At 56.3% G+C, this 23516-nt stretch carries 24 protein-coding genes and 2 pseudogenes; 11 read left to right on the forward strand and 15 right to left on the reverse strand.

Translation table 11 applies throughout. The features are described from left to right. Positions 1-52: 52 nt before the first annotated feature. On the forward strand, positions 53-343 hold the full coding sequence (locus tag LPW11_RS19165) for a J domain-containing protein (protein WP_230995473.1): 291 nt from the start codon (positions 53-55) through the stop codon (positions 341-343). A gap of 156 nt (positions 344-499) precedes the next feature. On the opposite strand, the gene LPW11_RS19170 is transcribed toward LPW11_RS19165, so the two are convergent. After that, on the reverse strand, positions 500-2365 hold the full coding sequence (locus LPW11_RS19170) for a tetratricopeptide repeat protein (RefSeq protein ID WP_230995474.1): 1866 nt from the start codon (positions 2363-2365) through the stop codon (positions 500-502). Between the two features lie 117 nt (positions 2366-2482). After that, on the reverse strand, positions 2483-3082 hold the full coding sequence (gene pal / locus LPW11_RS19175; RefSeq protein WP_230995475.1) for a peptidoglycan-associated lipoprotein Pal: 600 nt from the start codon (positions 3080-3082) through the stop codon (positions 2483-2485). Between the two features lie 1330 nt (positions 3083-4412). Here pal and LPW11_RS19180 point away from each other — a divergent pair. After that, entirely contained in the window at positions 4413-5846 is a 1434-nt protein-coding gene (locus tag LPW11_RS19180) for a cytochrome-c peroxidase (protein ID WP_230995476.1), read from the forward strand. 208 nt (positions 5847-6054) lie between these two features. Here LPW11_RS19180 and LPW11_RS19185 read toward each other — a convergent pair whose 3' ends face one another. Continuing rightward, the gene (locus LPW11_RS19185) at positions 6055-7689 is read right to left on the reverse strand and encodes an ABC1 kinase family protein (protein ID WP_230995477.1); all 1635 of its coding nucleotides are present in this window, start codon (positions 7687-7689) and stop codon (positions 6055-6057) included. Between the two features lie 491 nt (positions 7690-8180). Beyond that, positions 8181-8513: a hypothetical protein gene (locus LPW11_RS19190; RefSeq protein WP_230995478.1), complete on the reverse strand. Its 333-nt coding sequence runs from the start codon at positions 8511-8513 to the stop codon at positions 8181-8183. Between the two features lie 92 nt (positions 8514-8605). On the opposite strand from LPW11_RS19190, the gene LPW11_RS22535 reads away from it, so the two are divergent. After that, the gene (locus tag LPW11_RS22535) at positions 8606-8788 is read left to right on the forward strand and encodes a Rossmann-like domain-containing protein (RefSeq protein WP_442899796.1); all 183 of its coding nucleotides are present in this window, start codon (positions 8606-8608) and stop codon (positions 8786-8788) included. Positions 8789-8855: 67 nt separating this feature from the next. On the opposite strand, the gene LPW11_RS19195 is transcribed toward LPW11_RS22535, so the two are convergent. From LPW11_RS19195 to LPW11_RS19205, 3 genes are all read right to left on the reverse strand, one after another. Next, the gene (locus tag LPW11_RS19195) at positions 8856-9761 is read right to left on the reverse strand and encodes a sensor histidine kinase (RefSeq protein ID WP_230995479.1); all 906 of its coding nucleotides are present in this window, start codon (positions 9759-9761) and stop codon (positions 8856-8858) included. Positions 9762-10186: 425 nt separating this feature from the next. Then, complete coding sequence (locus LPW11_RS19200) at positions 10187-10999, reverse strand: hypothetical protein (RefSeq protein WP_230995480.1); 813 nt, start codon at positions 10997-10999, stop codon at positions 10187-10189. Positions 11000-11317: 318 nt separating this feature from the next. After that, the gene (locus LPW11_RS19205; RefSeq protein ID WP_230995481.1) at positions 11318-11938 is read right to left on the reverse strand and encodes a TetR/AcrR family transcriptional regulator; all 621 of its coding nucleotides are present in this window, start codon (positions 11936-11938) and stop codon (positions 11318-11320) included. 143 nt (positions 11939-12081) lie between these two features. Between LPW11_RS19205 and LPW11_RS19210 the strand changes: the two genes are divergently transcribed. The 5 genes and pseudogenes from LPW11_RS19210 (at position 12082) to LPW11_RS22550 (ending at position 14045) form a co-directional block, all read left to right on the forward strand. Then, positions 12082-12921 carry a sulfite exporter TauE/SafE family protein gene (locus tag LPW11_RS19210; protein WP_230995482.1) on the forward strand — a complete coding sequence of 280 codons (840 nt, stop codon included), beginning with the start codon at positions 12082-12084 and terminating at the stop codon, positions 12919-12921. Then, positions 12918-13343: a DUF1634 domain-containing protein gene (locus LPW11_RS19215; RefSeq protein WP_230995483.1), complete on the forward strand. Its 426-nt coding sequence runs from the start codon at positions 12918-12920 to the stop codon at positions 13341-13343. Before LPW11_RS19210 ends, LPW11_RS19215 begins: the two co-directional genes overlap by 4 nt. Before the next feature lie 48 nt (positions 13344-13391). Next, positions 13392-13571: pseudogene (locus LPW11_RS22540) on the forward strand (sigma 54-interacting transcriptional regulator); the annotation flags it as partial. After that, positions 13504-13806 (forward strand): annotated as a pseudogene (locus LPW11_RS22545) (hypothetical protein); the annotation flags it as partial. The pseudogenes LPW11_RS22540 and LPW11_RS22545, both read left to right, overlap by 68 nt. Positions 13807-13937: 131 nt before the next feature. After that, complete coding sequence (locus LPW11_RS22550; RefSeq protein WP_230998328.1) at positions 13938-14045, forward strand: helix-turn-helix domain-containing protein; 108 nt, start codon at positions 13938-13940, stop codon at positions 14043-14045. A 56-nt stretch (positions 14046-14101) separates the two neighbouring features. On the opposite strand, the gene LPW11_RS19230 is transcribed toward LPW11_RS22550, so the two are convergent. Beyond that, positions 14102-14455, reverse strand: a complete 354-nt coding sequence (locus tag LPW11_RS19230; protein ID WP_230995484.1) for a molybdenum cofactor biosynthesis protein MoaE — start codon at positions 14453-14455, stop codon at positions 14102-14104. A 23-nt stretch (positions 14456-14478) separates the two neighbouring features. Here LPW11_RS19230 and LPW11_RS19235 point away from each other — a divergent pair, with 23 nt between their 5' ends. Next, positions 14479-14784 (forward strand): thioredoxin family protein, encoded by a 306-nt coding sequence (locus LPW11_RS19235; protein ID WP_230995485.1) that lies wholly within the window; start codon positions 14479-14481, stop codon positions 14782-14784. Positions 14785-15326: 542 nt separating this feature from the next. Here LPW11_RS19235 and LPW11_RS19240 read toward each other — a convergent pair. Together LPW11_RS19240 and LPW11_RS19245 are read right to left on the reverse strand one after the other, a co-directional pair. Further along, the gene (locus tag LPW11_RS19240; RefSeq protein ID WP_230995486.1) at positions 15327-15749 is read right to left on the reverse strand and encodes a hemerythrin family protein; all 423 of its coding nucleotides are present in this window, start codon (positions 15747-15749) and stop codon (positions 15327-15329) included. A 120-nt stretch (positions 15750-15869) separates the two neighbouring features. Next, positions 15870-16589, reverse strand: coding sequence for a creatininase family protein (locus LPW11_RS19245; RefSeq protein WP_230995487.1), 720 nt, complete (start codon positions 16587-16589; stop codon positions 15870-15872). A gap of 294 nt (positions 16590-16883) precedes the next feature. On the opposite strand from LPW11_RS19245, the gene LPW11_RS19250 reads away from it, so the two are divergent. Then, on the forward strand, positions 16884-17711 hold the full coding sequence (locus tag LPW11_RS19250; RefSeq protein ID WP_230995488.1) for a CvfB family protein: 828 nt from the start codon (positions 16884-16886) through the stop codon (positions 17709-17711). Positions 17712-17789: 78 nt separating this feature from the next. Here LPW11_RS19250 and LPW11_RS19255 read toward each other — a convergent pair whose 3' ends face one another. Further along, on the reverse strand, positions 17790-18467 hold the full coding sequence (locus LPW11_RS19255) for a Bax inhibitor-1/YccA family protein (protein WP_230995489.1): 678 nt from the start codon (positions 18465-18467) through the stop codon (positions 17790-17792). A 207-nt stretch (positions 18468-18674) separates the two neighbouring features. Between LPW11_RS19255 and LPW11_RS19260 the strand changes: the two genes are divergently transcribed. Beyond that, positions 18675-19001: a hypothetical protein gene (locus tag LPW11_RS19260; RefSeq protein ID WP_230995490.1), complete on the forward strand. Its 327-nt coding sequence runs from the start codon at positions 18675-18677 to the stop codon at positions 18999-19001. Positions 19002-19131: 130 nt separating this feature from the next. Here LPW11_RS19260 and LPW11_RS19265 read toward each other — a convergent pair whose 3' ends face one another. The 4 genes from LPW11_RS19265 to LPW11_RS19280 are packed head-to-tail and all read right to left on the reverse strand — an operon-like array spanning position 19132 to position 23483. Then, positions 19132-20043: a type II secretion system F family protein gene (locus LPW11_RS19265; RefSeq protein ID WP_230995491.1), complete on the reverse strand. Its 912-nt coding sequence runs from the start codon at positions 20041-20043 to the stop codon at positions 19132-19134. 12 nt (positions 20044-20055) lie between these two features. Then, entirely contained in the window at positions 20056-21003 is a 948-nt protein-coding gene (locus tag LPW11_RS19270) for a type II secretion system F family protein (RefSeq protein ID WP_230995492.1), read from the reverse strand. Positions 21004-21008: 5 nt separating this feature from the next. Then, entirely contained in the window at positions 21009-22316 is a 1308-nt protein-coding gene (locus LPW11_RS19275) for a CpaF family protein (protein WP_230995493.1), read from the reverse strand. Positions 22317-22325: 9 nt separating this feature from the next. After that, on the reverse strand, positions 22326-23483 hold the full coding sequence (locus LPW11_RS19280) for an AAA family ATPase (RefSeq protein WP_230995494.1): 1158 nt from the start codon (positions 23481-23483) through the stop codon (positions 22326-22328). Positions 23484-23516: the final 33 nt, after the last annotated feature.

Raw genomic sequence — 23516 nt, forward strand, 5'->3', positions numbered from 1 at the left:
TCGGTATAGAGTACACCCTAAGAAGTGGATGTCACTGAGGGGGGGCAAGGTCATGACCTATACGCAACTACGCGAAGCCCTGCAGGTTCTTGGCTTGGGCGACCGCGCTTCGCTGCGGCAGATCAAGCGGCGACACCGGGAGTTGATCAAGGCGCACCACCCCGACGCATCTCCCGATGCGGACCCGGAAATGATCCGCAAAGTAAACGCGGCCTACCGTGTGATAGACGAGTACGTTACGGCGTATCGCTACTCATTTTGCGAGGAAGAGTTCTATGAGCAGAATCCGGACGAGCAGTTGAGGCGCCAATTTATGGACGATCCGTTTTGGGGGAAGGGGTAGGGAAGCAGAGCCTGTATCGCCCGTTTTAAAGAGAGTTGTCTGCCTTTGCTTGACACTGCATTGGAAAATTCCCCATACCATGAGTACCGGGGGCTCGTAAAGCCCCCGGTGTTTCCAAACCGCAACCTCATCGAAGGAAGTCGAGAGCCTGTGGTGTTACCTCCGCTCCCGCTTTTTCTTGGCTGATTTTTTCCGCTTTGCCTGTGGGTGAGACTTCGGATGTTTCTTAGCTTTCTTCTTAACCACGGGGCGTGGGTTGTCGCGGTCAAGGCCACGCTCGAAGCTCACCGGCATGATGAGATTGGGATCGGCTTTGCGGGCGGCTGCAAATGCGTCCCTCGCCTCTTGTTGCCTGTCCAGTTTCAGGTAGAGCTTCCCCAGTCCGTTAAGTGCCCGGGCATGATCGGGCTTGAGCTCTACCGCCTTTTTGAACTCCCCCACGGCGGCGTCGTCTTTTTGCCTGTACGCGTATATTGTCGCCAGTCGGTAGTGGCTCTCCGGGTTTGCCGGGGTGAGCTTCGCCTCCTCCTCCAGGAGCAGCGTCGTCTCGTCAAATCGCCGCTGTTTAAGCAGAATGGAAACGAGGCTCGCCCGCACCGCCGAATCGTCGGGCTTCAGGCGCAGCACTTCCCGCAGGTGTTTCTCAGCCTCGGCAGGGTCCTTTTTCCTCAAATATAGTCGAGCCACCTCCCGGTGGGCTTCGATATTGTCTGCGTCGAGTGCAATGGCCTTTAAGTAGGCGTCGGTAGCACCCTTATAGTCCCGCTTTTTCTCCAGAAGCCGGGCGAGCTTGAAGTAGTTGAGGGGATTCTCCCCATGGCGGCGGATCAGTTCGCGGTATTCATCGATTGCCTCCTGCACGTTGCCGCGCAGTCCGTGGATCTCCGCCAGGTGACGGCGCGCGTCGCCGTTGCCATTGTTAAGCCGGATGGCCTCCTCGAAGCGCGTTACCGCCTCGTCCAAGTCTCCCTTCCTCTCGTTGAGAATGCCGAGCTTGTAACAGGTGCGATCGCTGCCTTCCTTCCGCTGCATTGCGTCTTCAAAGGCCGCGATCGCCTCCAGATCGTGCCCCGCGGCCATGCGGGCATCCCCGAGTTTTTCTCGAATTCCAGGCATCTGGGGATTCTGGAGCAGCGCTGCATCGTACTCGGCAGCAGCCCTGTCGTATGCCCCGGAGGCGCTGTAGCGCGCGGCCAGGTCCAGATGATCCGGGGGAGAGGCGTTCCGCGCCACCCCTGCGGCTCCAAATTCCTTTTCTGCCTCCGCGGTTTCTCCCATCTTCTCAAGGAGCTGGCCGAGTCGGTAATGGCTCTCCCGATTATCCGGAGTCATGGCAAGGGCGGAACGGAGGTGGGAGACTGCTTCTTTATACTTTTTCTCCTGTTCACAAACCTGTGCTAGCCCCAGGTGTGCGACCTCGTTCGCGGCATCAAGACGCAGCGCCTCCGAGAACATCTCGCCAGCCTTGGCCGTGTCGGCGAGCCCGAGATAGCCGCGTCCCATCCCGTTGAATAGGGCAACGTCTTCTTTCAAAGCCGGCATGCCCTCTTTGAAACTCTCCAGGGCCAGGGAGTACAGTTTACCTTTCAGGAAGAGCCCGCCGAGGGCCTTGGCGTACAAAGGCGATTTCTTCTGCCGCACCGCCCGAAAAAGCTCAACCGAACCCTCTTCTCTCTTTCCTGTCTGCAAGAGGAGAAGGCCCAGCCGCCCATGGGCATCGGGCAGCGAAGGATCTTTTTTCAGCGCGGACCGGTAGGCGGAGATGGCATCTTCGACCTCCCTGGCCGCCTCCAGATCAACTCCTTTCAGGTAATCCGCTGCTGCGCCTTCTTTACAGAGTTTCGCAACCTTCTTTTGCGCCGAACTCCGGTCCGCCGCCGGCGTCACGTCCGATATGCCATCAATCACTTTTTTTGCTGTATCGCAGGGCTCTTCCCCTTTTGAACTCCAGGTGAACCCGGAGCTGACAAAAACAAACGGGAGCAAAAGGAAGAAGAGCCGATGCATGGAATGTCTCTTCACGCACGTCTCCTTGCTGCAGGTGGTCCACGGCGGTTTGGTGTCCGCTGCGGAATCGATTGAACGACTCCCCTCTCCACGGGAAGAGGGGAGTCCGAGACTGATTTCGTGTATGTCCTGCTACTGGACGATGAACTCGTCGCGGCGGTTTAGCCTCCAAGCCTTCTCGTCATGCCCCGGGTCAGCCGGCTTCTCCTTTCCGTAGCTGATGACGGAAAGGCGCTCCGGTGCCACGCCGAGAGCCGAGAGGTACCGTGCGGCAGCCTGGGCACGACGTTCTCCAAGAGCGAGGTTGTACTCATCTGAGCCTCGCTCGTCACAGTGTCCCTCTATCCGTATCTTGCGCAGCGGATCCTTCTGCAATATTTCGAGATTCTTCGTGAGTACCGACCGGGCGGCGTCGTCCAGAGCGTAGGAGTCGAGGTTGAAATAGACCTTATTCAGTGTTTTTTCCAGGTCGGCTTTAACGGGTTGTGCGGCAAGGTCCTGCTGTGTCATTCCAACTCCTTGCTGCTGTGTGGGTGCGCCCTTGGCAGCTTTATCGTTCTTTTCGCTCGGCAGGGGGGGAGATACCTGACTGGACGTAGCAGGTGTCTCATTCCTGGTGACAGAGGTGGGGAGTGGCTCGTCCTTTTTAATCACCTGCTGCTTCGCGCAGCCTGCAAAGGCAAGGGTGGCAACGAGAAGTACCGGCAGAAAGCGGTAGATGGACTTTTTCATGGCGTTCTCCTGAAATTTGATTGCGACACTCGTGGCTGCACATCTTCCCTGGCGACGCGTGATAGACGTCGGGGCGCACCTCTCCTCTTCTTCGGCCGCTCACGCGGGACGAGATCTGGGCGCACCTGTGCTTGCGTCTGTGCTGGCGAGGAATCGCGGCAACAGGGACTATTCACGAAATGTCTACGGTGATGTCGTGAGGTTGCGAAGAGCAACCGGTGCGGGATTTTCAGATGGAGCGAGAGGAAGTGGGAGGGGAGCGGGATTGCTTGGGGAGGCTGAAAAGGGAGATAAGGGGTCGCAAGGCACGTGCGGCGAGGATGCGTTGGGACGGAGGAACGGATGCAACACAAACAACGGCGACGACGGCAACAGAGTCCGGCGTCTTCTTTACCGCGCAGGCAGATGCCTTGGCGGGATTCTCTATGACAGCCCTGTGTGTAGGCTTCGGCCGATGCGGCCGCGAGGTATCAGGAACTCGCATGCCGGCGCAGACTAATGCACACGCAACGAGGAGAACTACCGCGAGCGGGAAGCGATACTTTGTGAAGGACAGTTCCATTGGTCTATTCGCTATGGCAGGTCGCACGAAAGGTTATATACCGTATCAGAGCCAAAAGAGCAACACGGCGGTGGCATGGCGCGGAGGCGGCGATAGTAACACAAGCTGCAGGAGAATTCTCCATAACCATTCACCGCAAGGGTGTGTGGAAATGAGACAGGTGCCACTTTCGCTACAGCATAGATAAGCTCTTCTTTACCGGCGGTATAGGCGGTTTTGTGCATTTTTTTTACTCCGGTTCATCACACCCCTCCCTTTGTACTTACCTGTCTAAGTGGTCGATTTCACGTGGTTTAAATCGTGTATTGTACGGCACGATGGTTGCTCTGTAACTGCCGTTGGATTCCACCATCTTCCGACTAGGGCAGGTGCGATGATGTTAACGACCTACAGAAGGGTACTGAGCGTATCGTTACTTCTGATAACGTTGCGGGTCGTCCTGACGCTCCCGGAATCCCCCGCAAAATTTTGGAAGGGAGGCTCTTTTCTCCATCGCCCAGCCATTCACTCCGTTTGTCCTCATGCCCCTCAGTTTCTTACAGCCCCCAACATCACTCCGCCTCGCCGTCATTTCGTTGCGGGATCCGTCAGTATGGGACGCAATTACATCCATCCAGTCTTCAAGCTCTTCTTCCCCCCGTGCCTGAGCCGGGCACCACCGCATAATCTTTGGCTCTGCGTTGGCCTGCGTTGATGCTCGTGCTTCCGAGACACTTCCATTCATCCGCGGTGTCTCATATTTGACTGCAAGACATTAGGAGACAAGACATGATCTCTACGAAGCTGCTGGTAGTGGTTCCTTTTGTGTTTGCCGCAGTCACTGCCGGTGCCGCAGATCTTTCACCGGTGGAGACACTTGGAAAGAAGCTATTCTTCGATCCATCCCTCTCCAATCCCCCCGGCCAATCGTGCGCCGACTGCCATGATCCATCCGTAGGGTGGACGGGACCGGATTCCGCCATAAACGCCGCGGGAGCGGTGTATGAAGGAGCCATCCACACCCGGTTCGGTAACCGCAGGCCCCCAACTGCCGCCTACGCCGGCTATGCCCCGATCCTGCAGAAGTGCGACTGCATGGGCGGTGGCGGAATGGGGGGCTCTCAGACGTGCAGCGGCATGTGCAGCGGCAGTATGGGGGGCGGCGGCATGGGCGGCGGTATGGGCGGCGGTATGGGAGGAGGCATGGGGAGTGGAAGTAGCGGTGCCTTTATGGGAGGCATCTTCTATGATGGGCGTGCCACCGGGTGGACTCTCGGTGACCCGGTGGCCGAACAGGCTCAGGGCCCATTCCTGAATCCGCTGGAGCAGGGGAACCCCAATGCGAAGCACGTCTGTCTCAACGTAATGAGAACCGACTACGCACTCCTCTTCGAGCAGGTCTGGGGTCCCGGTTCCCTTGACTGCGTCAAGAATGTGGACGGCACGTACGAGCGCATAGCCCGGTCCATAGCGGCGTTCGAGCGCTCCGGCGAGGTAAGCCTGTTCAGCTCCAAGTTCGACACCTTCTGGAAGAACTCTCAGGGAAAAATGCCTCCGGTGCCGATGATAAACTCAATGAACTGGACCAGATTCAGGAACCGTGGGCTTTCAGACGTGGAGCTAAAAGGGCTCGCGATCTTCAACGGCAAGGGGAAGTGCTCAACGTGCCATACCCTGCAACCTATGAATGGCAGCGCCTTACCCCTCTTCACCGACTTCGGATATCATAACCTCGGAATACCGAAGAACCCGGCCAATCCCTTCTACACCATGCCACGCAAGTGGAATCCTGACGGTGAAAAGTGGATCGATCAGGGGCTCGGGGGCTTTATGGCCAAGACAGCTGGGATAGAGAGCTCGAGCGGCGCCTCGACAGACTACACTGCCTTTGCAGCCGTCAACAAAGGGAAGCACAGGACGCCGACGCTTCGCAACGTCGACAAGAGGCCGAACGACCAGTTCACGAAGGCTTACGGGCACAACGGATACTTCAAGAGCTTGCAGGAAATGGTGCACTTCTACAACTTGAGGGATGTGCTGCCTCTCTGCAAAACGCCCAACCCTCCGACCGATGCAATGGGAGGCGCCACGTGCTTCCCGGCGCCGGAGGTAGACGAAAATATCAACCGGACTCAGTTGGGGAACCTTGGTCTTGATCAAGCAGACGGAATGGCTCTGATTGCTTTCCTGAAGACGCTTTCCGACGGTTACGTAGCCCCCTAGATCCTCACCTGCTGTTGCTTTGGGAAGGGCCGAGACATTTCGGCCCTTCCCCTTCCTGAAGGCGTGATGCCGCGGCGCGAAAAGAAGCCGCCGATATGCCGATCCCCCTCTTTACAGCTACAGGTTGACGCAGCGCATCACTTGCTCGCACCTACCTTCTTGTGTCCCGCCCTCATCGCACTGTAGGGTTCGACAAGATTGGGCTTGCTCAACGCCTGTTCCGTCCGCGACCGCGGTCGCCGCGCACAAGACGGAAGACGACCCAAAAAGAGCCGATTACTCCGACTGTGACCATGGCTTCCCCCCATCTATGATGCCACCCCTCATCCCGAGGAGCGTGGACCAGGATCGATCCCCCACTGATCAATGACCAGGCGACGACTGCGCCGACCAGCCTCTTGATGTTACGACTGATTCGACCACCGAGCGCCTCCAGTGCCGGCGCCTGCACCCTCCCCAGGTTCCCCTCTGCAATGCGATGAAGTGCGCGCCGCATATCGCAGGGGGCATCATCTACGAGGCGATCGATTTCATGGAAAAGCCTTGTGGTCCTCTCCTTTAGCTGCTGATGGGTGAACCGCTGCGAAATCAGCCGTTCGACTTCCTCACTGAATGCGCGCATGAAGTCGAATTTGGGGTCCAGTCGGCGCATCATCGATTCCATTATGACGAAAACGCGTGTCAGGAGGAAAAACTCACCCGGGTTGTGGACTCCGTGGCGACTTCCGGCTCGCAGCAGTGCAGCAAATGCCTCCCCAATCGATACCTCTGAAAGCTCGGTCCGGTGAATCTCTTGCAGTACACTCTTCATATCGATCATGAGAGCCGCACGGTTCACCTTTTCGCTCGCAGCAGCCAGCTCTAGATAGGCTTCGGTTGCACCCTGGGTATCTTTTCTGACAACTGCATCGAGCAGATTGGTCAGCGACTTTCGCATCGGCTCGTCCAGTTCCCCCGTCATGCCGAAGTCTATGAGGCACAGCCGTCCATCTGGCAGGACGAGCACGTTGCCGGGGTGTGGGTCGGCGTGAAACAGGCCGCTTTCCAAGATCGTTTGGAGGAGGACCCTCGCCAGTACCTTGATGAGCTTCGGCGCTTCCTCCGGATTTGCGCTGGCGTAGAGATAGATCTTGTCGCCGTCGGCGTACTCCATGGTAAGGATAGCCCTGCCGGAGTACTCCGGCAAAACGTCAGGTATCCATACCTCCTGGATATCCTTGAGCGCCAGGCGAGAAAGCCATATGGAGCGCGCCTCTCTGGTGAAGTCTGTTTCCAGCTCCAAGCTAGCAGCGAACTCGCTCACCATGACAGGTAGGTCGAGTGCCCGTAGGCGCGGGTGAAGAGCTTCCACCATTTCCACCAGAAGCGTCATGGCCGCGATATCGGTAGCTATAAGTTCTTCCAGCCCGGGGCGCTGCACCTTCACCACCACGCGCCGCCCGTCGCGTGTCGTCGCTTCGTGCACCTGTGCGATCGTTGCCGCACCGAGAGGCACCTCGCTGAAGGAGGAAAATAACTCCCCTATCGGCGCTCCCAGTCGCTCTTCAACGACAGTCCGAACCGAGTCGATATCGAGCGCCGGCAACTGGTCGAGTAGCTGCTCCAACTCCTCGACATACTCGTCCGGCAGCAGGTCCCGTCTCAATGCAAGCACCTGTCCGAGCTTCAGGAAGGTGAGCCCCAGTTCCTCGAAGGTCGTCCGTACCTCCTTTGGCTCTGGAAAGTGATTCTTCCCGCGAATGGCACCCAGAAACTTGTGCCGGATGAGCACGCGCAAGATTTGCAGGAGCCGTGGCGTGGTGCGCAACAGCCCCGTCTTCCTCTCGGTAATCACGCCACCCATACCTACCTCTCAGCGTATTCAGTGCAAGGGAATCACGAGGTTCTCTCCGGGGGATCTCTCGCTAAGCAAGGCGTAAACCCTCATATGTGACCGTTGTATCTTTAAAAGTGTACTGCCGGAATCTCACTCGGACTACTGTGGTTTTTGCGCCGCTAGCCTTCCACCCTGCAGGTTCCACGGATGGCGCAAAAATACGTGTAGTAGAGCTCCGGGATCGTGGGAAGAAAGTTGTCGAGGCGAGTAGATGCGGACGGGAGGCATCGACGCATGTCACTTTTGGGTGAGACGTTGTTGATGCAGAGCAGGATCAGGGACTTACCCCAAGGTGCGTGAAGGTCTTTTCCAAGAAGAGACAACTACGGATTCTCAGCGGTGCAAGCCCTTTTAATCGATTGCAGCCACGAAGAGGCGAGTCCTCCTCGTGGCTGTTATTCTTTCGTTTACCTTCCATGCGTCAGTGCGCCTTCACCTGCTGGCTCAATTACATGGGGTCACTTCCTACCGCCGGCGCCGCTACTGGTGCCGCCAGTGGCGGTGCTCCCGCCGGTACCTTTGCCGCTCGTGCTGCCACCACCAGAGCCACCGGTGCTGCGATCACTCCCGTCCTCGCTCATGGTGCCACGGGTGACGCCGCCCGTCTCGCTATCCCCTCTGGTGTTGTAGCTGCCGGTATTGCTGTTTCTGCTCGTGTCTGAAGTCTCGGTGCTCCCGCCGGTTGCCGCACCCCCGCCACCCTCTTTGGAACAGGCTGTCGTTGTAAAGACCAATCCTGAAAGCGCCACAAGCGCCAGGGTGCTACACAGTAATCTCTTTACGTAGGCCATAGTAACTCCTCCTGGATTGTTGACTTTTCGTTCTAGAATGATACGGCCATGACGGTGGTTGTAAAGCAATAAAACGATGAAAATTCGAATACTTGTCTGCGACAGTAAAAGCTCTTGGTGGCGCGCACGACCCTGAGGCTTACGCTGGCACCGGGATAACACACGTCGCGGGAGTCAGGGTTCGTGACGGGGAGACTGTATTGCGGGTGGTCTCGGAGGGGGGCGGGGCACAGCTAATGAAGCCATATCTGGACTTCTTAACGGTGCTTCTTTGATGGGGAAGGGTGTCGCGGGGTCGCCGGATCGGCGCGCGCCACTTGTCAGCGAAAGGCGATGCGGCAGTTAACCAGTGCTTGGCGTGGCTATAATGAACTCGGCGCCGCCCACTATATTGCGGGCTGTCAGCCTTCCTCCCATGTTTCTTTCAATGATCATCCTCGACATGTAGAGTCCCAGTCCAGTCCCCTTGTCGGGCTCCTTCGTGGTGAAGTAAGGCTCGAATAAGCGGTCAATGATTTCTTCAGGAATTCCTCCTGCGTTGTCGGAGACAGTGACATATGAGGTGCCTTCCTCACTCCAGGCGGTGAATCTGATGTGCGGATGAGGCGTCTTCCTCTCGGCAAAGGCATCTCTGGCATTGGCAACGATGTTGATCAGAACCTGCTTGTACTCGTTGGGGAACCCAAAGACGAACGCGTCCCCGCTCCGGTCGATCTCGGTTATGACGTGCTGGCTCTTTAGGCCCTCTTCCAGGAGAGAGAGGGTAGTCTCAATCGCATCGACGCCATCAAACCTGGTCTTCTCTTTGTCCGGCCTGAAGAAGTTCCTGAAATCTTCGATTGTCTGCGACATGTGATGAATTGTCTCCATCGTCTTCTTCACATGGTCCTCAAGATAGGTCCCATCAGCGCCTCCCGCCTCATGCGTCAGGAGCACGTCCTGAGCAAGTAGCCCGAGTCTATTCAGCGGCTGGCGCCACTGGTGTGCAATGTTACCTATCATCTCCCCCATGGCCGCTAGTCGGCTCTGTTGCATTAGCATAAGGTCCTTCTCGCGCAGTTCGACCTGGACGCGCAGGCGCTCCGCCGTTTCGACTTGCAGGTCGAGTGCGAGCTTGGTGCGTTGTGCTACCTCCCTCTTTAGATCTTCGACGGTGAGAGAGAGCTCCCGTGTGCGCTCGGAAACGGCCTGCTCAAGAGAGGCGTTGGTTTTGCACAACTCCTCGTGTGCAAGCTGCAGCTCGATCAAGAGGTGTTTGATCTTCCAGAGCGAATAGGGGAGTAAAACGAGCAGGAGTGTCTTTATAAAAGTGTCCCAGTACCACAGGTGCCCGGGAAGATTGCGATGCTCCAATGCTGCTTTGGCCCAGATGCAGGCACCGGCAAGAGCGAAGAAACAAAGGCTGGCACGTAATCCATTGTTCCATGCAACTAGAGCCAGAGGAATAAGGTACAAAGGAAAGAGGCTGAATTGGAGTCCCGTGAGATAGTCAACGTAAGCCAGACATACGACGAGCACGGCAGCTGCAACCTTAAAGCGTGTGGAACTGTATCGCGAATTCATTGTTGCTGGTCCTTGTAACGGAGGCTGTCACAACGAGTAGATGTTAGCAGAATCCAGACGATACGGAGTGAAATGGGAGGGGCAGCCGGATCGCGGCAGCCCCTCCATGATCACGGCCTTCTCCAGCCAGCCCACACCGGTGTTCCGTTTTCATCCCTCAGCTTCAGTACTTGGTCTCCTTTTTTGACCTCGGCTGCGATGATCACCGGTTTTCCACCCATCGTTACCCGGGACCCCTTAACCTCGATGCTATCACCTTTGGCAATCTGCTGGTCCTGTTGCTCGATGAACCAGCCCGGGCCGAGGTGTACCGGGATCGTCTCCTTGTCGGTTTTCACCATCAGGTGAATCCCGTACTTCATCCCCTTCATCGGAGTCGTTTTCTGCACCGACTCGACCGTGCCGGTCAGAGTCTCGACGGTGGCAGGGTTGTACATGCGCTGGTACGAGCCGCCCATTCCCCAGCCGCCGCCTCTGCCGGGACCGGCGCCGTATGCTACTGTCGTCAGTGTGAAGAAAAGTGCTGCCGCCAAACAGATGAACCTTTCCTTTTTCATCGCGCTGCCTCCCTTGTCTTCGATTGTCGGGCGTATGCTCCGGGGGCCCGTGAAGTCTTGCACTGATCTTAGTCTACTGCGGCCCTGGACCACTGCGTAGGGCCAGGTCAGGACACCGCCAGCGTGCTCTGCAGGCGAGCGAACGTCGAGGAACACGAAATCTTCTGCCGCATCAAGCTTTCTCTTTACCTCCATGGGCGAAATCCCGCGCGACTGCCCGTTCAGCTTGTTCTTCAGGACGTCCGCTGCCACCAGGAGGTTATCCATGGCGGCGGAATAGGGCGGGGCATACGCAAGGTCTAGCTGCGAGAGCTGCTCGGCCGTCGCCCTAAAAGTAATGGCTGCCACTGCCGCGTCCACTCTCATGTCAACGACCCCTTCCCCTACCGCCTGCCACCGCCTCCGTCTCCGTAATGACATCGACACCTTTCACTTTTTTGAAGAAACCTGGATCTCCCACTACCCCCACCGGCGTGGTCATGAGCTCCTTGACCTCCGTGACCGCATCCGAGACGTAGCAGGGGATGCCGCAGGCCTTAGGAAATGAACTTCCCCTGGTCCACGAGGGTCACCTGCGCCTCCGGGTCACACCGTTTCGCCTTGGCTGCGGCCTTGGCACCGGCAGCATTCGCTCCTATCACTACGATAGCTCTTTCCTCCTTGCGTTAGCTTCTCATACCGCGACTATCTCAATGAATCCGTCATCTCTGGTGCCGTGCGAATGATGTTGTAGAAATTCTTCCACAGTCTTGCCGCCTCTACGCTGATGTCGAAGTCCCCCCCTCCGATCGTCCAGCGAAGCGCCGTGAACTGGATCATCCCGATCATGGTGGCAGCCGTTTCCCGCGAGGAGAGTTCCGCCTTCAACTCTCCTTCCTGGATCCCCGCCGATACGAGCCCAGTTACCGTCTCGATGTAGTTCCCGATCCTGGACGAAAGGGTCTGCGCCACCTTCTCGTTGCCAATGTGGACCTCCTCGGAAAAGACAAATCTCGGCACGCCGGGGCGTTCCTGAATGAGGCGCATGTGGGAGAAAAAGATCGCCTCCATCTTGGTAATCGGAGACAGCCTCTCCATCGCTATCGTCGCGGCCTTTTCCATCACGGCCGAGGAGATGTACTCTGCAACTGCCGTGAAGACGTCATCCTTCCTCCCGAAGTGCCGGTAGATGTTCGCTTCGCTCATGCCGGCGGCTTCGGCGAGTGTAGCTATGGTGAGGGCTCGCACGCCTCCTCTGCCGATCACATCGAGTGCAGCCTGGATGATTTCTTCCTTCCTGATTTTAGTGCTCTTTTTTGCTATCATTTGTCCCTGCTTAAGTGAATTAGTATTCACATAATATATGAGAAGTGATATGTTTGCAATGGGTTGATTGAGAGAGGGCAAGGTGCTAAGGAAGCCGGTAGCTTAGCCGCTGTCGAGGATCGGGCATCATCAAGGGAATGCGAATGACCCTGCTTGAATTTGATTTACTGGTTTTATCGATCTCCATCATCGCGGGGATCCTCGGCTCCCTTCTAGGACTGGGCGGAGGTATCATCGTTATCCCGGCGCTGACCCTGCTGTTCAAGATCGATATCCGGTACGCCATCGGCGCCTCCGTAGTCTCCGTCATCGCCACTTCGAGCAGTGCGGCGGCAGCGTACGTGCGGGAGCGTATGACGAACGTACGCGTCGCCATGGTCCTTGAACTCGCGACTACGTCCGGCGCGCTGACGGGAGCGTACCTTGCGGGACTTCTCGAAGGGCGGTGGCTGTACATCATCTTTGCGGTCATGATGGCGTACTCCTCCTTCGTGATGCTGCGCAAGAGGAAGGAAACAGCCACCATGATCACCAAGGCGGCCCCGTGGGCCGACTACCTCCGTTTGCACAGCAGCTACTTCGACAAGGCCACCGGCGAAGAGGTGCGGTACCGGGTGGTGAGTACGCGGATCGGGCTCGCTCTCATGTATGGAGCCGGCATCGTCAGCGGGCTTCTCGGCATAGGCTCCGGAGCACTCAAGGTGCCGGCGATGGACCTCGCGATGCGCCTTCCTATAAAAGTGTCCACAGCAACCAGCAATTTCATGATCGGCGTCACGGCTGCCGCCAGTGCCGGCGTCTACTTCATGAGAGGCGACATCGACCCGTACATAGCGGCCCCTGTGGCAACCGGTGTCCTCATTGGCGCGGCAATCGGACCGCGGATCATGGGGCAGATCACATCCACCTCTCTTCGGGTCTTCTTTGTGCTGACACTGCTCGTCATCTCCGTTCAGATGTTGTTGAAAGGGGTGCGCGGATGAGGCAGAAGGAAGAGCTCCAGGTCAATGTCGTCGAGGAGGAGCGGATCCGGCAGGTGGAATTGGCCATCAGCCAACTTCTGCGCATCGGAGTCATCCTGAGCCTTCTGCTCATAGTCGGCGGCACAATCGTCACCTTTTGTCGCCATCCCCTCTATGTTTCGTCAACAGACGTCCTGCAAAGGCTTACTGAACCTGGTGCCGCCTTTCCACATACCTTGCGGGATGTTGTCGCCGGCCTGCGGGAGTTGAGAGGGCTCGCAATCGTTACGGTCGGCTTGCTGCTTCTGATAGCAACGCCGGTATTGCGTGTCGCAATTTCGATCCTCGGCTTCATCTACCAGGGGGACCGCGTCTTCACCGCGATCACAACTGTTGTGCTGGGGCTTTTACTGCTGTCACTTGTGTTGGGGAAAGTGGGGTGATGGCAAGGGATATAAACGGGACCAGCAATCGTCAAGAGCGGGCAAAGGGTGAACCTTGATGAGATAGGGGAGGTGAGCCCCGCCCTGCAGGTGCGTCTCCTGAGGGTACTGCAGGAGCGGACGTACGAGCCGCTGGGCGGTCTGAAATCCGAAGTGAGCGATGTACGAGTCGTGGTGGCAACCAATCGTTACCTCCTGGAACTGGTCAGGAAGGCGGAGTTCCGGGAGGACCTCTACTACGCATCAACGTCGTACGACTGGAACTACCTCCGCGGCTCGCAGGAAGGAGGACATCCCCTTGCTGGTCGAGCAGTTCATCGAGCGCTTCAACCGGTTGCAGCTCAAAGCAGTACCTGGCATCGTGGCCGAGGCGGTTTCACTCCTCATGGCCCACGATTGGCCGGGGAATGTCCGCGAGCTGGAAAATGCCATAGATCGAGCTTTCATACTCTGCGGTGACCAGCCGATCGCCATCCCCCACCTCCCGGAGGAGATCAGGAGTTATGCTCCGAATGAGACGGCGGGGCGCTCCCTCCACGAGGTCATGCTGCCGGGGCGATCCTCGCCGCCCTCGACCGCAACAAGAATAACCGACTGGCTGCGGCACGGGAACTCGGAATCCACAAGACGACACTGTTCAGGAGGATGAAACGCCTTGGCATATCCTTTCCGGAGGATGACGGACGGTCCCGGGAAAGGTAGGGCTCAAGGGACTGCCTGTTACGCCACCTCGACGAGCTCTATAAACTCTTCCCGCTTTACCTCGTCCACGATCCACGAACAGGCGGCAAAACAACGGTCACGGGTTTTTCCGAAACGATCGCCAGGAGCCCCGACTCACACGCCTCAATCGTTCCGAGACGGTGCACCACCAGCACCTGGTTGAGCTCGAATCGGGCAGCCGCCTCTTTCGCGATCACCTGCAGACGACCGTCGACGTCGTCTGACAGCGGCCTGAGCTCTACTTTTGAAAAGTCCGCAACCTGCTTTCCCGCGCGGTACAGCTGCCGATTATTGCGGCTAGGAGAAGGATATGAGTGGAACTGCCGTACGAAGACAATGGCGAAGGCTGCTGGTGCTTTTAGGTTGCGTTCTTCTCGGGTGTAGCTCATCGCCACCCCCTTCAGCTTTGGAGGTGGCCATCGACCAGGCACTGGCTTCGGGGAAGCCTGTTCTTCTCGACCTTGGTGCCAGTAGTTGCGATCCGTGCAAAAGGATGGCTCCGATTCTAGAGGTTGTTTCTGCGGAGGTGAAGGGCAGGGCAACGATAATTTTCGTCGACATCATCAAGGAACGACGCATCGGGGAGAGATTTGATGTGCGGATGATGCCGACCCAGGTCTTTTTCAATTCGAACGGCAAAGAGGTCAAGCGCCATTACGGCTATATGGATAGAGCAGAGATTCTTCAGGCGCTTCAATCGGCGGGGTTAAGAGGGTAGCAATTCTGTAACGGCAAAATGCGCTGCCGGGGTAAGCACCTTGGCAGGATCGGACCTCGAAGGTCAATAGATGGTGCCAGATGGATGTGTGGGCGGAGAACGATGGCGGAGATCTGGCTAACCAGTAATGTCCCATAAGATATATTATGTAAAGTAAAGTGGGAGCTTATGCAGGTGAGAATGAGCGGGCGGTCTTTCGGCACGGCCTGCGCTCCCACTAAGAGAGTGGAAACGTCTGCCGAAAATATGAACCTTCGCCGTGCCTCTTTAATTCTGAAAAAGGAGTCGGTACATATTCATCTCTTGTAGCGATGGCGGCGGGATCTCCCTTACATCTGTCCTCTGCCCTTTGTGATCAGCGTGTTAAACCGGATTCGTTGAAGTTTTGTTGTAGGGTGTGATTGGTCATGATGTCCCCCAAAAAAGCGAGCTCCAAATTCGCGCTGTGAGCCGACTTTTAAGTGTGACGCTAGGGATGGTATGGGTCGCATCGAGCGTGGAGGCGGGGTTTGGAGTCTGCGGAAGTAATTCAGCTGAGAGCCCTAGGAGAAAGCATTCCTCCTCTGCTCAAGCACGACGTATTCCTCGAGGGCGCGGTCCATCTTCGAGATATGCTCGTAGAGCCATTCCGAGATGAAGAGCTTTGCGCTGGCGGTGAGAGTATCGGTGGGACCCTCCTGGCGCAGGCGCTCTTTGAGCACGTTGACCTCCTTTACAAATGCGAGATGGCGCTCCTTGTGCTTTACGAGATCGGGATACATGATCTCCTGCATGAGCCGTTCTTCTTCCCTGAAGTGCGTCAATGCGTACGCCTCCAGGAACCAGAAGAGACGATTGATTTCGTCCAACCCTGCTTTTGTTTCGCACGCGGTGAGAAAGGCGTTTACCTTGTCGAAAAGGAGCTTGTGCTGGATATCTATGTCAATGATGCCTATCTCGAGACTGTCTTGCCATTGAACCTTCATGGTCTTCCTCCCTGCTGCTGTAGTGCGCGTCTGTTTATACCACAACTGCTGCTGCGTTATCAAACGAGCAAAGACCCCCTTCTCTACCCTCTTGGGTTATGTCAAGTAGACGCACCCCCTCTACCATCTTCTGCTCTCGAGGGTCTTCACCAGCTCGACTATCTTCTCTGCCACCAGAGTCTCGAGAAGGCGTCCTTTTTCTGCGGTTGCCCTGGCAGGGTCACCCCAGACTCCACCGGGCCAGAAGCTTCTCTTGTCTCGCACGAGGATCCCTTTCGGAAAGGTGGGATACTCCTCCGGAGATGTTCCCTTCACGAGATGCGGGTGCGAGTGGAGGATCCTGGAGGTCTCGATCTCCCCTGCGTGCGCGTCGCCAGGGGTCTCCACGAGATGAGCGCCGGCCTCTTTCGCCAGATCGTATTCAGTCACTACCGCAACGTTTATATCAGGGAGCTCGAGCAGTATCTCCTCCCCTGCGTCTTGCAGCGCCATCTTGTGAGAGCCGCCGGCGTGTCCGGTGAGGACGATAAAATTGACAATTCCATGCAGGTGGAGGGAGCGCACTATGTCCTTGAGGAGGGCTTTCAGCGTCGTCGTGCTGATGGACACCGTCCCCGGATGGCGCGAGGTCGACCGGCACGATCCGTAGTGGATCGGAGGTGCTATGAAGAGAGGGACTTTTTCAGCGGCGCGTTTCCCGACTTCATATGCTTCAATGGTGTCGGTAGAAAGTGGCAGGTGGCGTCCATGTTCCTCGACGGAGCCAAAGGGAATATAGGCGGTGCGGCAGGTACTGAGGCCTTCTTCGAACTCCGCCATGGTCATCTCTTCTAGTAGCACGGTGCGTTACCTCCGGTCCGGATTTAATTACAGTAGTGAAAGCTCACGGTATTCTATCGGCTGCAGGTTGTCCAGTCTATGAAGAGAATTTTGACTGGGAGGAGCTACGCGTGGCAGGCAACTGCAAGCGAAGTCGCTTTGCCGGGTGTCTAGGCGGTACCTCCACGCTCGGTGATTGAAGGAGTTGTAACCAAATAGGAGTTGCCAAAGGTGCCGGGGGTATGTAGAGTGCTAGGCTTACCGCCCTACCCTACCCCAACCGCCAGCCGTGGCTACCCGGAGTGCTGCAACAAGATGCTAGAAATAGGAAAATTCAACCAACTCGAAGTAAGGAGACTTTCACAAATCGGGGCGTATCTCGGCTCTGATCTCGGCGAGATACTCCTGCCGAACAAGTACCTCGCGCCTGGTGTGCACCCTGGTGATGTGGTCTCAGTCTTTGTCTATCTCGACTCTGAAGACCGCCTTGTCGCCACGACTCAGGTTCCGAAGGCCCAGGTAGGGGACTTTGCCGTTCTGGAAGTGAAGCAGATCAGCAAGGTCGGCGCTTTTCTGGATTGGGGACTCGAGAAGGACCTGCTGGTTCCCTTCGGGGAGCAACCGCGTCCGATGCAAAAAGGTGAAAGACATCTGGTAAGGGTTTATCTCGACCGTTCTGAAAGGATAGCGGCCTCGGCAAAGATAGCGAAATTTCTTGAGCCGCGCACGACTGCCCTCACGTCTGGGCAGGAGGTGGAGCTCATTATCTACGACTTCACCGAACTCGGCGCGAAGGTTATCATCGACGGCCGATACTCGGGGCTCCTCTTCAAGAGCGACCTTTTTGGCAGACCTGCAGTAGGGGAAAAGTTGAAGGGGTACGTCACGAAGGTGCGTGAGGACGGGAAGGTCGATGTGAGCCTCAGGAAGACCGGTCTACAGGAAACGGACCGAGCAAAGGACGTCCTGCTGGCTGCCTTGCGTGACGCCGGCGGTTTCCTCCCGGTAGGAGACAAGACCCCGCCGCAGGAGATTGCAGAGCTTTTGCAGATCAGCAAGAAGAGCTTCAAAAAGGTCTTGGGGAATCTTTACAAGGACGGGATGGTCGACATCACAGAGGACGGGGTAAAGCTGCGCAGCTGAGGCTGGACTCGTCGGCGAAGTCAAACGGAAACGCCCCCTTTCGGGGGCGTTTTTTCGTGGTGGCGGCCGAGGCAGGAACTATCTGCGGTTGTTCCCCAGAAGTCTCAGCATGAGGAGAAACATGTTGATGAAATCAAGATATAGGCTGAGTGCACCGAGTACGGCTCCTTTTGTTCCATAAGCACCGTACTGTTTGATCTTTTGGGTGTCGTACGCGGTGAGTCCGGTGAAGACGATGATTCCGCAGAAGCTGGAGATCCAGTATATCATGCTGCTGTGCAGGAAGATGTTCACCAACGATGCGATGAGCACCCCGACGAGGCCCATGAAGCAGAAACTTCCCCAGGAGGTCAGATCGCTTTTGGTCAGATACCCGTAGCAACTCATCGCCCCGAACATCCCCGCCGTAACAAGGAAGGTGGAGGCGATTGATTCGGCAGTGTAGGCGAGGAAGATCGTGGAGATGGTGATGCCGTTAAGTGCTGCATACAGCAAAAAAAGGACACTGGCCGTGGCTGCACTGATCCGGCTGATGGCGCCGGAGAGAGCGACGACCAGGCCAAGCTCGCCGAAGATAAGGGCGTAGAAGAGGAGGCGGTTGCCGAGAATCGCCTGCAAAATGGCGGGGGAAGAAACGGTAAGGACTGATACGAAGGCCGTCAGAGCGAGTCCACCGGCCATCCAGCCGTACACTCCCCGCATCACTCCACTCTGGGGAACAGTTATGGTTCTGTATTGTGCCTGACTACGTTCCATTGTTACTCCTTTCCACTGAGTCTATTGCCGATCAAGTTAATCCAGGCCGAGAGACAAGGTAAACGGTACTGGCCCGGCTGTCAAGGTATCTGTAGATGAAGCCATCTACTGAAGCCTTTTGTGGACTCCCTCGTTTGACAGTAGCACGGTTGTCACTGATACTTTCCTCCGTTGCCTGCAACTATACTGAGTTTTCAGGAGGTTTCTATGCTGCGAAGACTTGTCGTTCTCATCTGCCTTATGTCATTTGCGCCGGCTTCGGTAGGCGCACAACAGTTGGCAGCAGCCCTGATGCCGAAAGAAGTGACCGAACAGGTCGCGGCATCTCAATCATCATCGGTGAAGAACGTCATGGTTGCTGTAAATGACGTCGCTGATCGTGCCGCCACCGATACCGCTGGCCAGAAGGAGACCAAAAGTCGCCCCAGTTGCACCTTCGGTGAGTTCTTTGACATTCACTTTGGCGGTTACCGGTGGCTCTGGTGGGCAGGGGCCGCTGCAGCTCTTGTCGCCATCCACGTCGCAGCCGATTGACCTCGGCCTTGCTAGATGAAGCTGGGCCGGAGCTTTCTCCCTGGCTCCGGCCAGCTTCCTCCCGGGACTGGAAATTATGCAGGAAGGCTTAAGATAGCTTCAGTGGCTGTACGAATGGTAAGAGAGAGAGTTATTTGTCGAATATTCCGTAGATGCGGATAAATGCAGGGACCAGGATAACTACGAGTATTCCTGGAAATATGAAGAAAGTGAGGGGAAAGAGCATTTTTATACCGGTCTTTGCTGCACGCTCTTCTGCTAGCTGTTTCCGCTTCATCCTGAGTGAGTCAGAATAGGTTCGCAGCGTCCTGCCGAGGCTTGTGCCATACTTTTCTGTCTGGATCAGCAGTGCAACCAGTGATCTCACATCCTCTACCATGGTTCTCTCTGCCAATGCCTTAAGCGCTTCCGATCGTACCCTTCCTGCCCTCATTTCCAGCAGAACCGTTTTGATTTCCTTCACAAGCGGACAGCCTTCGTCTTCGAAATTGTCAGTAGTCTTGACTAAGGCAGCCTCCAGGCTAAGCCCTGCCTCAACACAAACAGTCAATAGATCCAGGACATCGGGAAGTGCGTGAAAAATCACTTTCTTTCGTTCTGCAGCCACACGGCTTATCCAGTAGGTCGGCACTAGATAACCCGCAATCGCTAACGTCACTGCTACAAGGAGGGAAGTGCTGTTGAGGGTGACGTATCGCGGCAAAGCGAACAGAATCAGGTAACATGCTGGCAGCGCCACAGCGAGCAGGATTTTGGCCCCGAGGAAGACATAAACAGCCTCCTTCCGGAAACCAGCAGCAGTAATATCTGCCCGATATATCCGCATATCCGCCGCCCGCATCTGCAGCTTCTCGCCGATTCCGGCCAGATTCCTCTGCCATGTCTTCTGCTTTGGTACAAGAGTGAGTTCTTCCTCTTGCTCAGGCATCAGCTTGGCTATGCGATCCTTGACTTGAAACTGTCTGCTCAGGATAGGATAAAGTACAAGACCTGTGAGGAGGGTCACACAACCAAATGTTGACAAGGTAATGAGTGCAATCATGATCGCTACCTCTTAAATCCTGATATCCACAATCCTTCTGATAATAACGAAACCGACGATCTGCGCCAACACGGTTACACCGAGTATCAGCTTGCACAGCTTGTCAGTGTAAAAGACTTGCATGTACTCCGGCCGTGTGACGCTGAACACGCAGAACAGCAGCACAGGCAACCCGGCAAGGACATATCCCGACATACTCCCCTCTGCGGTGTAGACTTTTACCTGCCGGCGTATCTGCTGTCGTACTCGTATGGTTTCCGCGAGCTTCTCCAATATCTCCGCGAGGTTCCCGCCACTCTCACTATTAATCCTGACGATCGTGACAAAGAAGTTGTAATCAACGCTTTCGATCCTGGCGCGAAGCAACCTGAGGGACTCCGATATCCGGATACCAAACCGTTCCTGCTCGTGAGCCATCTTGAACAGCCCCCCCGCCGGATCCGGCAATTCCTCGCCCACAAGCTCGACCGCGGTAGAGAGTGATTGGCCAGCCCTCAGTGAACGTGCCACCATCGTGAGCGCGTCAGGGAGTTGCTCGTCCAAAAGGCTCCTTCGTTTCTCCTTCCTGTTTCGGAGGTAGGCGTAAGGCAGAAAGCCAGAGAGCACCGCAGCCAGTACCGCAGGGAACGCCCCCTTCCAGGCCAAGATTACGACGAAGAAAAAGGCCGGTAGCGCACAGTTGATCAGCACCAATTGCAGGGGCGTAAGCTTAACGCCTGAGAAGTTCAGCTCCCTTATTATGCCTCTGGTCAGCGGTGCACGTTCAAGAATTTGATCGGCAGCGCTTCTTTCCCTGAGCAGTGTCGTGTCCACAGGCTCAAAATGAGCACCCGCCGGGTCGGAGACCTGTCTGAGCCTGCGTTTCACCATCATCGAGTTGCTCACCACCCGCCAGCCGAAAAAAACGGCGAAGGTAGCGACCACAACCGCCGCGAATGTCATTATCACAATAACTGTCATGGAGGTTACCTCCGCTCGAATATCCCTGGTGGCAGCTCAAAACCGAACGCCTGCAGCCGATCCGCAAAACGCGGCCTGATGCCGGTCGCCTTGAATTCGCCGAGGATCTGCCCGTTCTTGTCGACTCCACGCTGCTCGAAGCAGAAGATGTCTTGCATGGTTATCGTGGTCCCCTCCATGCCGGTAATCTCTGCGACTTTTACCATCTTGCGCGAGCCGTCGGGGAATCTTACCAGATGGATGATGACATTGATGGCTGAGGCAATCTGTTCTTTAATGGCGCGGTCCGGCAGGTCAATGCCGGTCATCATCACCATGGTGGAAAGGCGGGATATGGCGTCACGCACCGTATTGGCATGGACGGTCGATATAGATCCGTCATGCCCGGTGTTCATCGCCTGCAGCATGTCAAGAGCCTCCCCGCCGCGGACCTCGCCGAGAATGATCCTGTTCGGCCGCATCCTTAGCGCGTTACGCACCAGGTCGCGCTGAGTCACCTCCCCGCTTCCTTCAATGTTGGGCGGCCGTGTTTCCAGCCGTACCACATGGGCCTGCTTCAATTGCAGCTCTGCCGAGTCCTCGATGGTGATGATGCGCTCATTCTCGGGGATGTATTCAGATATGACGTTGAGCATTGTCGTCTTGCCGGTACCGGTACCGCCGCATATCAGGATGTTCAGCCGCGTCTTTACTGCCCCCTCGATAACCTTCATTATCTTGGCGTCAAAGGCACCGAGTGACAGGAGGTCACCTACCTTCAGAGGCTCAAGACCGAAGCGACGGATTGATAGAGCGGGTCCGTCGATGGCAAGCGGCGGGATGATAGCATTGACGCGTGATCCATCAGGCAGACGCGCATCAACAAAGGGGGATGATTCATCGATCCTTCTCCCAACCCGGGTGACAATCCGCTCGATGATCTGAAGAAGATGATTGTTGTCGCGAAAGACGATGTCTGCCTTTTCCAGCCTGCCATGCCGCTCGATGTAGGTATTCGCATAGTTGTTCACCAGGATGTCGGAGATATCGGGGGAACTCAATAGCGGCTCTATAGGACCAAGACCGAAAGTCTCGTGCTGCACCTCGACAACTAGCCTTTCCTTCTCTTTCTTGCTGAGCGGGAACCCTTCCTCAGCAATGAGCCTTTCGATCACCACTCCTATTTCATGCTCGAGTTCACCGCTGCGCAGCATGTCGAGCTTGGAGAGGTCGATCCGCTCTATGAGGAGTCTGTGGATACGGCTTTTCAGCTCCTGAAACGGAAGAAGGTGCAGGTCGGCCGAGCTTGCAGTAGTGTATCCGGGAAATTCCATTTGAGTCTCCTAGAACCCCACCTGTCTGGGAACGTTGTCTTTCTGGACGCATAGCTGCCTTGCAAACTGCTCCAGTGCTTTGGCTAACTGTGATTTCGGATTGCACAGTACCAGCGGCACGCCCTGCAATATGGAGCTTTTGACGTCGGCATAGCAGTTGGGGAGAGTCTGATATACCTTCCTCCCTAGGACCTTCTCGGCATCCGCTACTCTTATATCGTCCCTTGGATTGTTGCGGTTTATCACCACCTTGACCTTGTCGGCTCCAAAACCCTCACTATCCAATGCAGCGAGGTACCGTTTGGCATTTCTCAAGGCCGGCAGGTTCAATACGGTAGTGAAAAGGACCTCATCGGAGCTCTCAAAAGCTGCCAGGTTGCATCCGAACAACGGCCCCCCGCAGTCGATAACGATGTACTTGAATATGGTGCGCAACACCGCAAGGACTTCCTTCACAAGTTCCGGCTGGACCTGACTTGCCTCTCCGAGATCAAAAGGACTGTCGAGAATCTGTACCCCGCAGGAATGGGGCGTCATGATGCTCTTTACAAAGGTGGAGTCGATTTGTCCTTTTTTCGGCAGCATGCTGGCAAGGGTATAGCGAGGGGAAAGGTCGAGAAAGGCACTGATGTCACCACTGGAGAGGTTGAGGTCCACGAGGGCGGTGCTGTTTCCTTGCGCCGCGAGCACTGCGGCGAGATTGACGGCTATGGTGGTCGTTCCCGTTCCGCCTGAAGGATTGTATACAGAAATAACCTCTCCCCTCTTTGCCTGACCTCCGCTCTTTACTGCCTGCAGCCTTGCCACCTTCTTCACCGCAGCCATGAGCTCCAACGGGGAAACGGGACGGGGCAAATATTCCCGAGCCCCTGCGCGGATCAGGCCAAGGATCCACTCGGTGCTCTTTTCGACGCAACTGACAAAAACGGCGGCCTGCGGGGAGCGCGATAGTATGAACTCGATTTCCTTGGCTCCCGACTCGAGATCCTTAACCTCCATGATTATGATGTGCGGGATCGCGGGAGGCACTCCTTTCAGCCCCTCCTGCAGGTCGCCAGCTGCCGCCACCAGGCGCACCGCCCCCTCAAGGGTCTTCAGCGACTCAACTATCAGATTTCTCGAGCGGGCATCACTATCTATGACTACCGTGCTTAGCTGTTGATTCATATTATTTGGTCCTTAGTAGCAACTTCCTGTACA

The organism is Geomonas sp. RF6 (genome assembly GCF_021044625.1).
Taxonomy (GTDB): Bacteria; Desulfobacterota; Desulfuromonadia; order Geobacterales; family Geobacteraceae; genus RF6.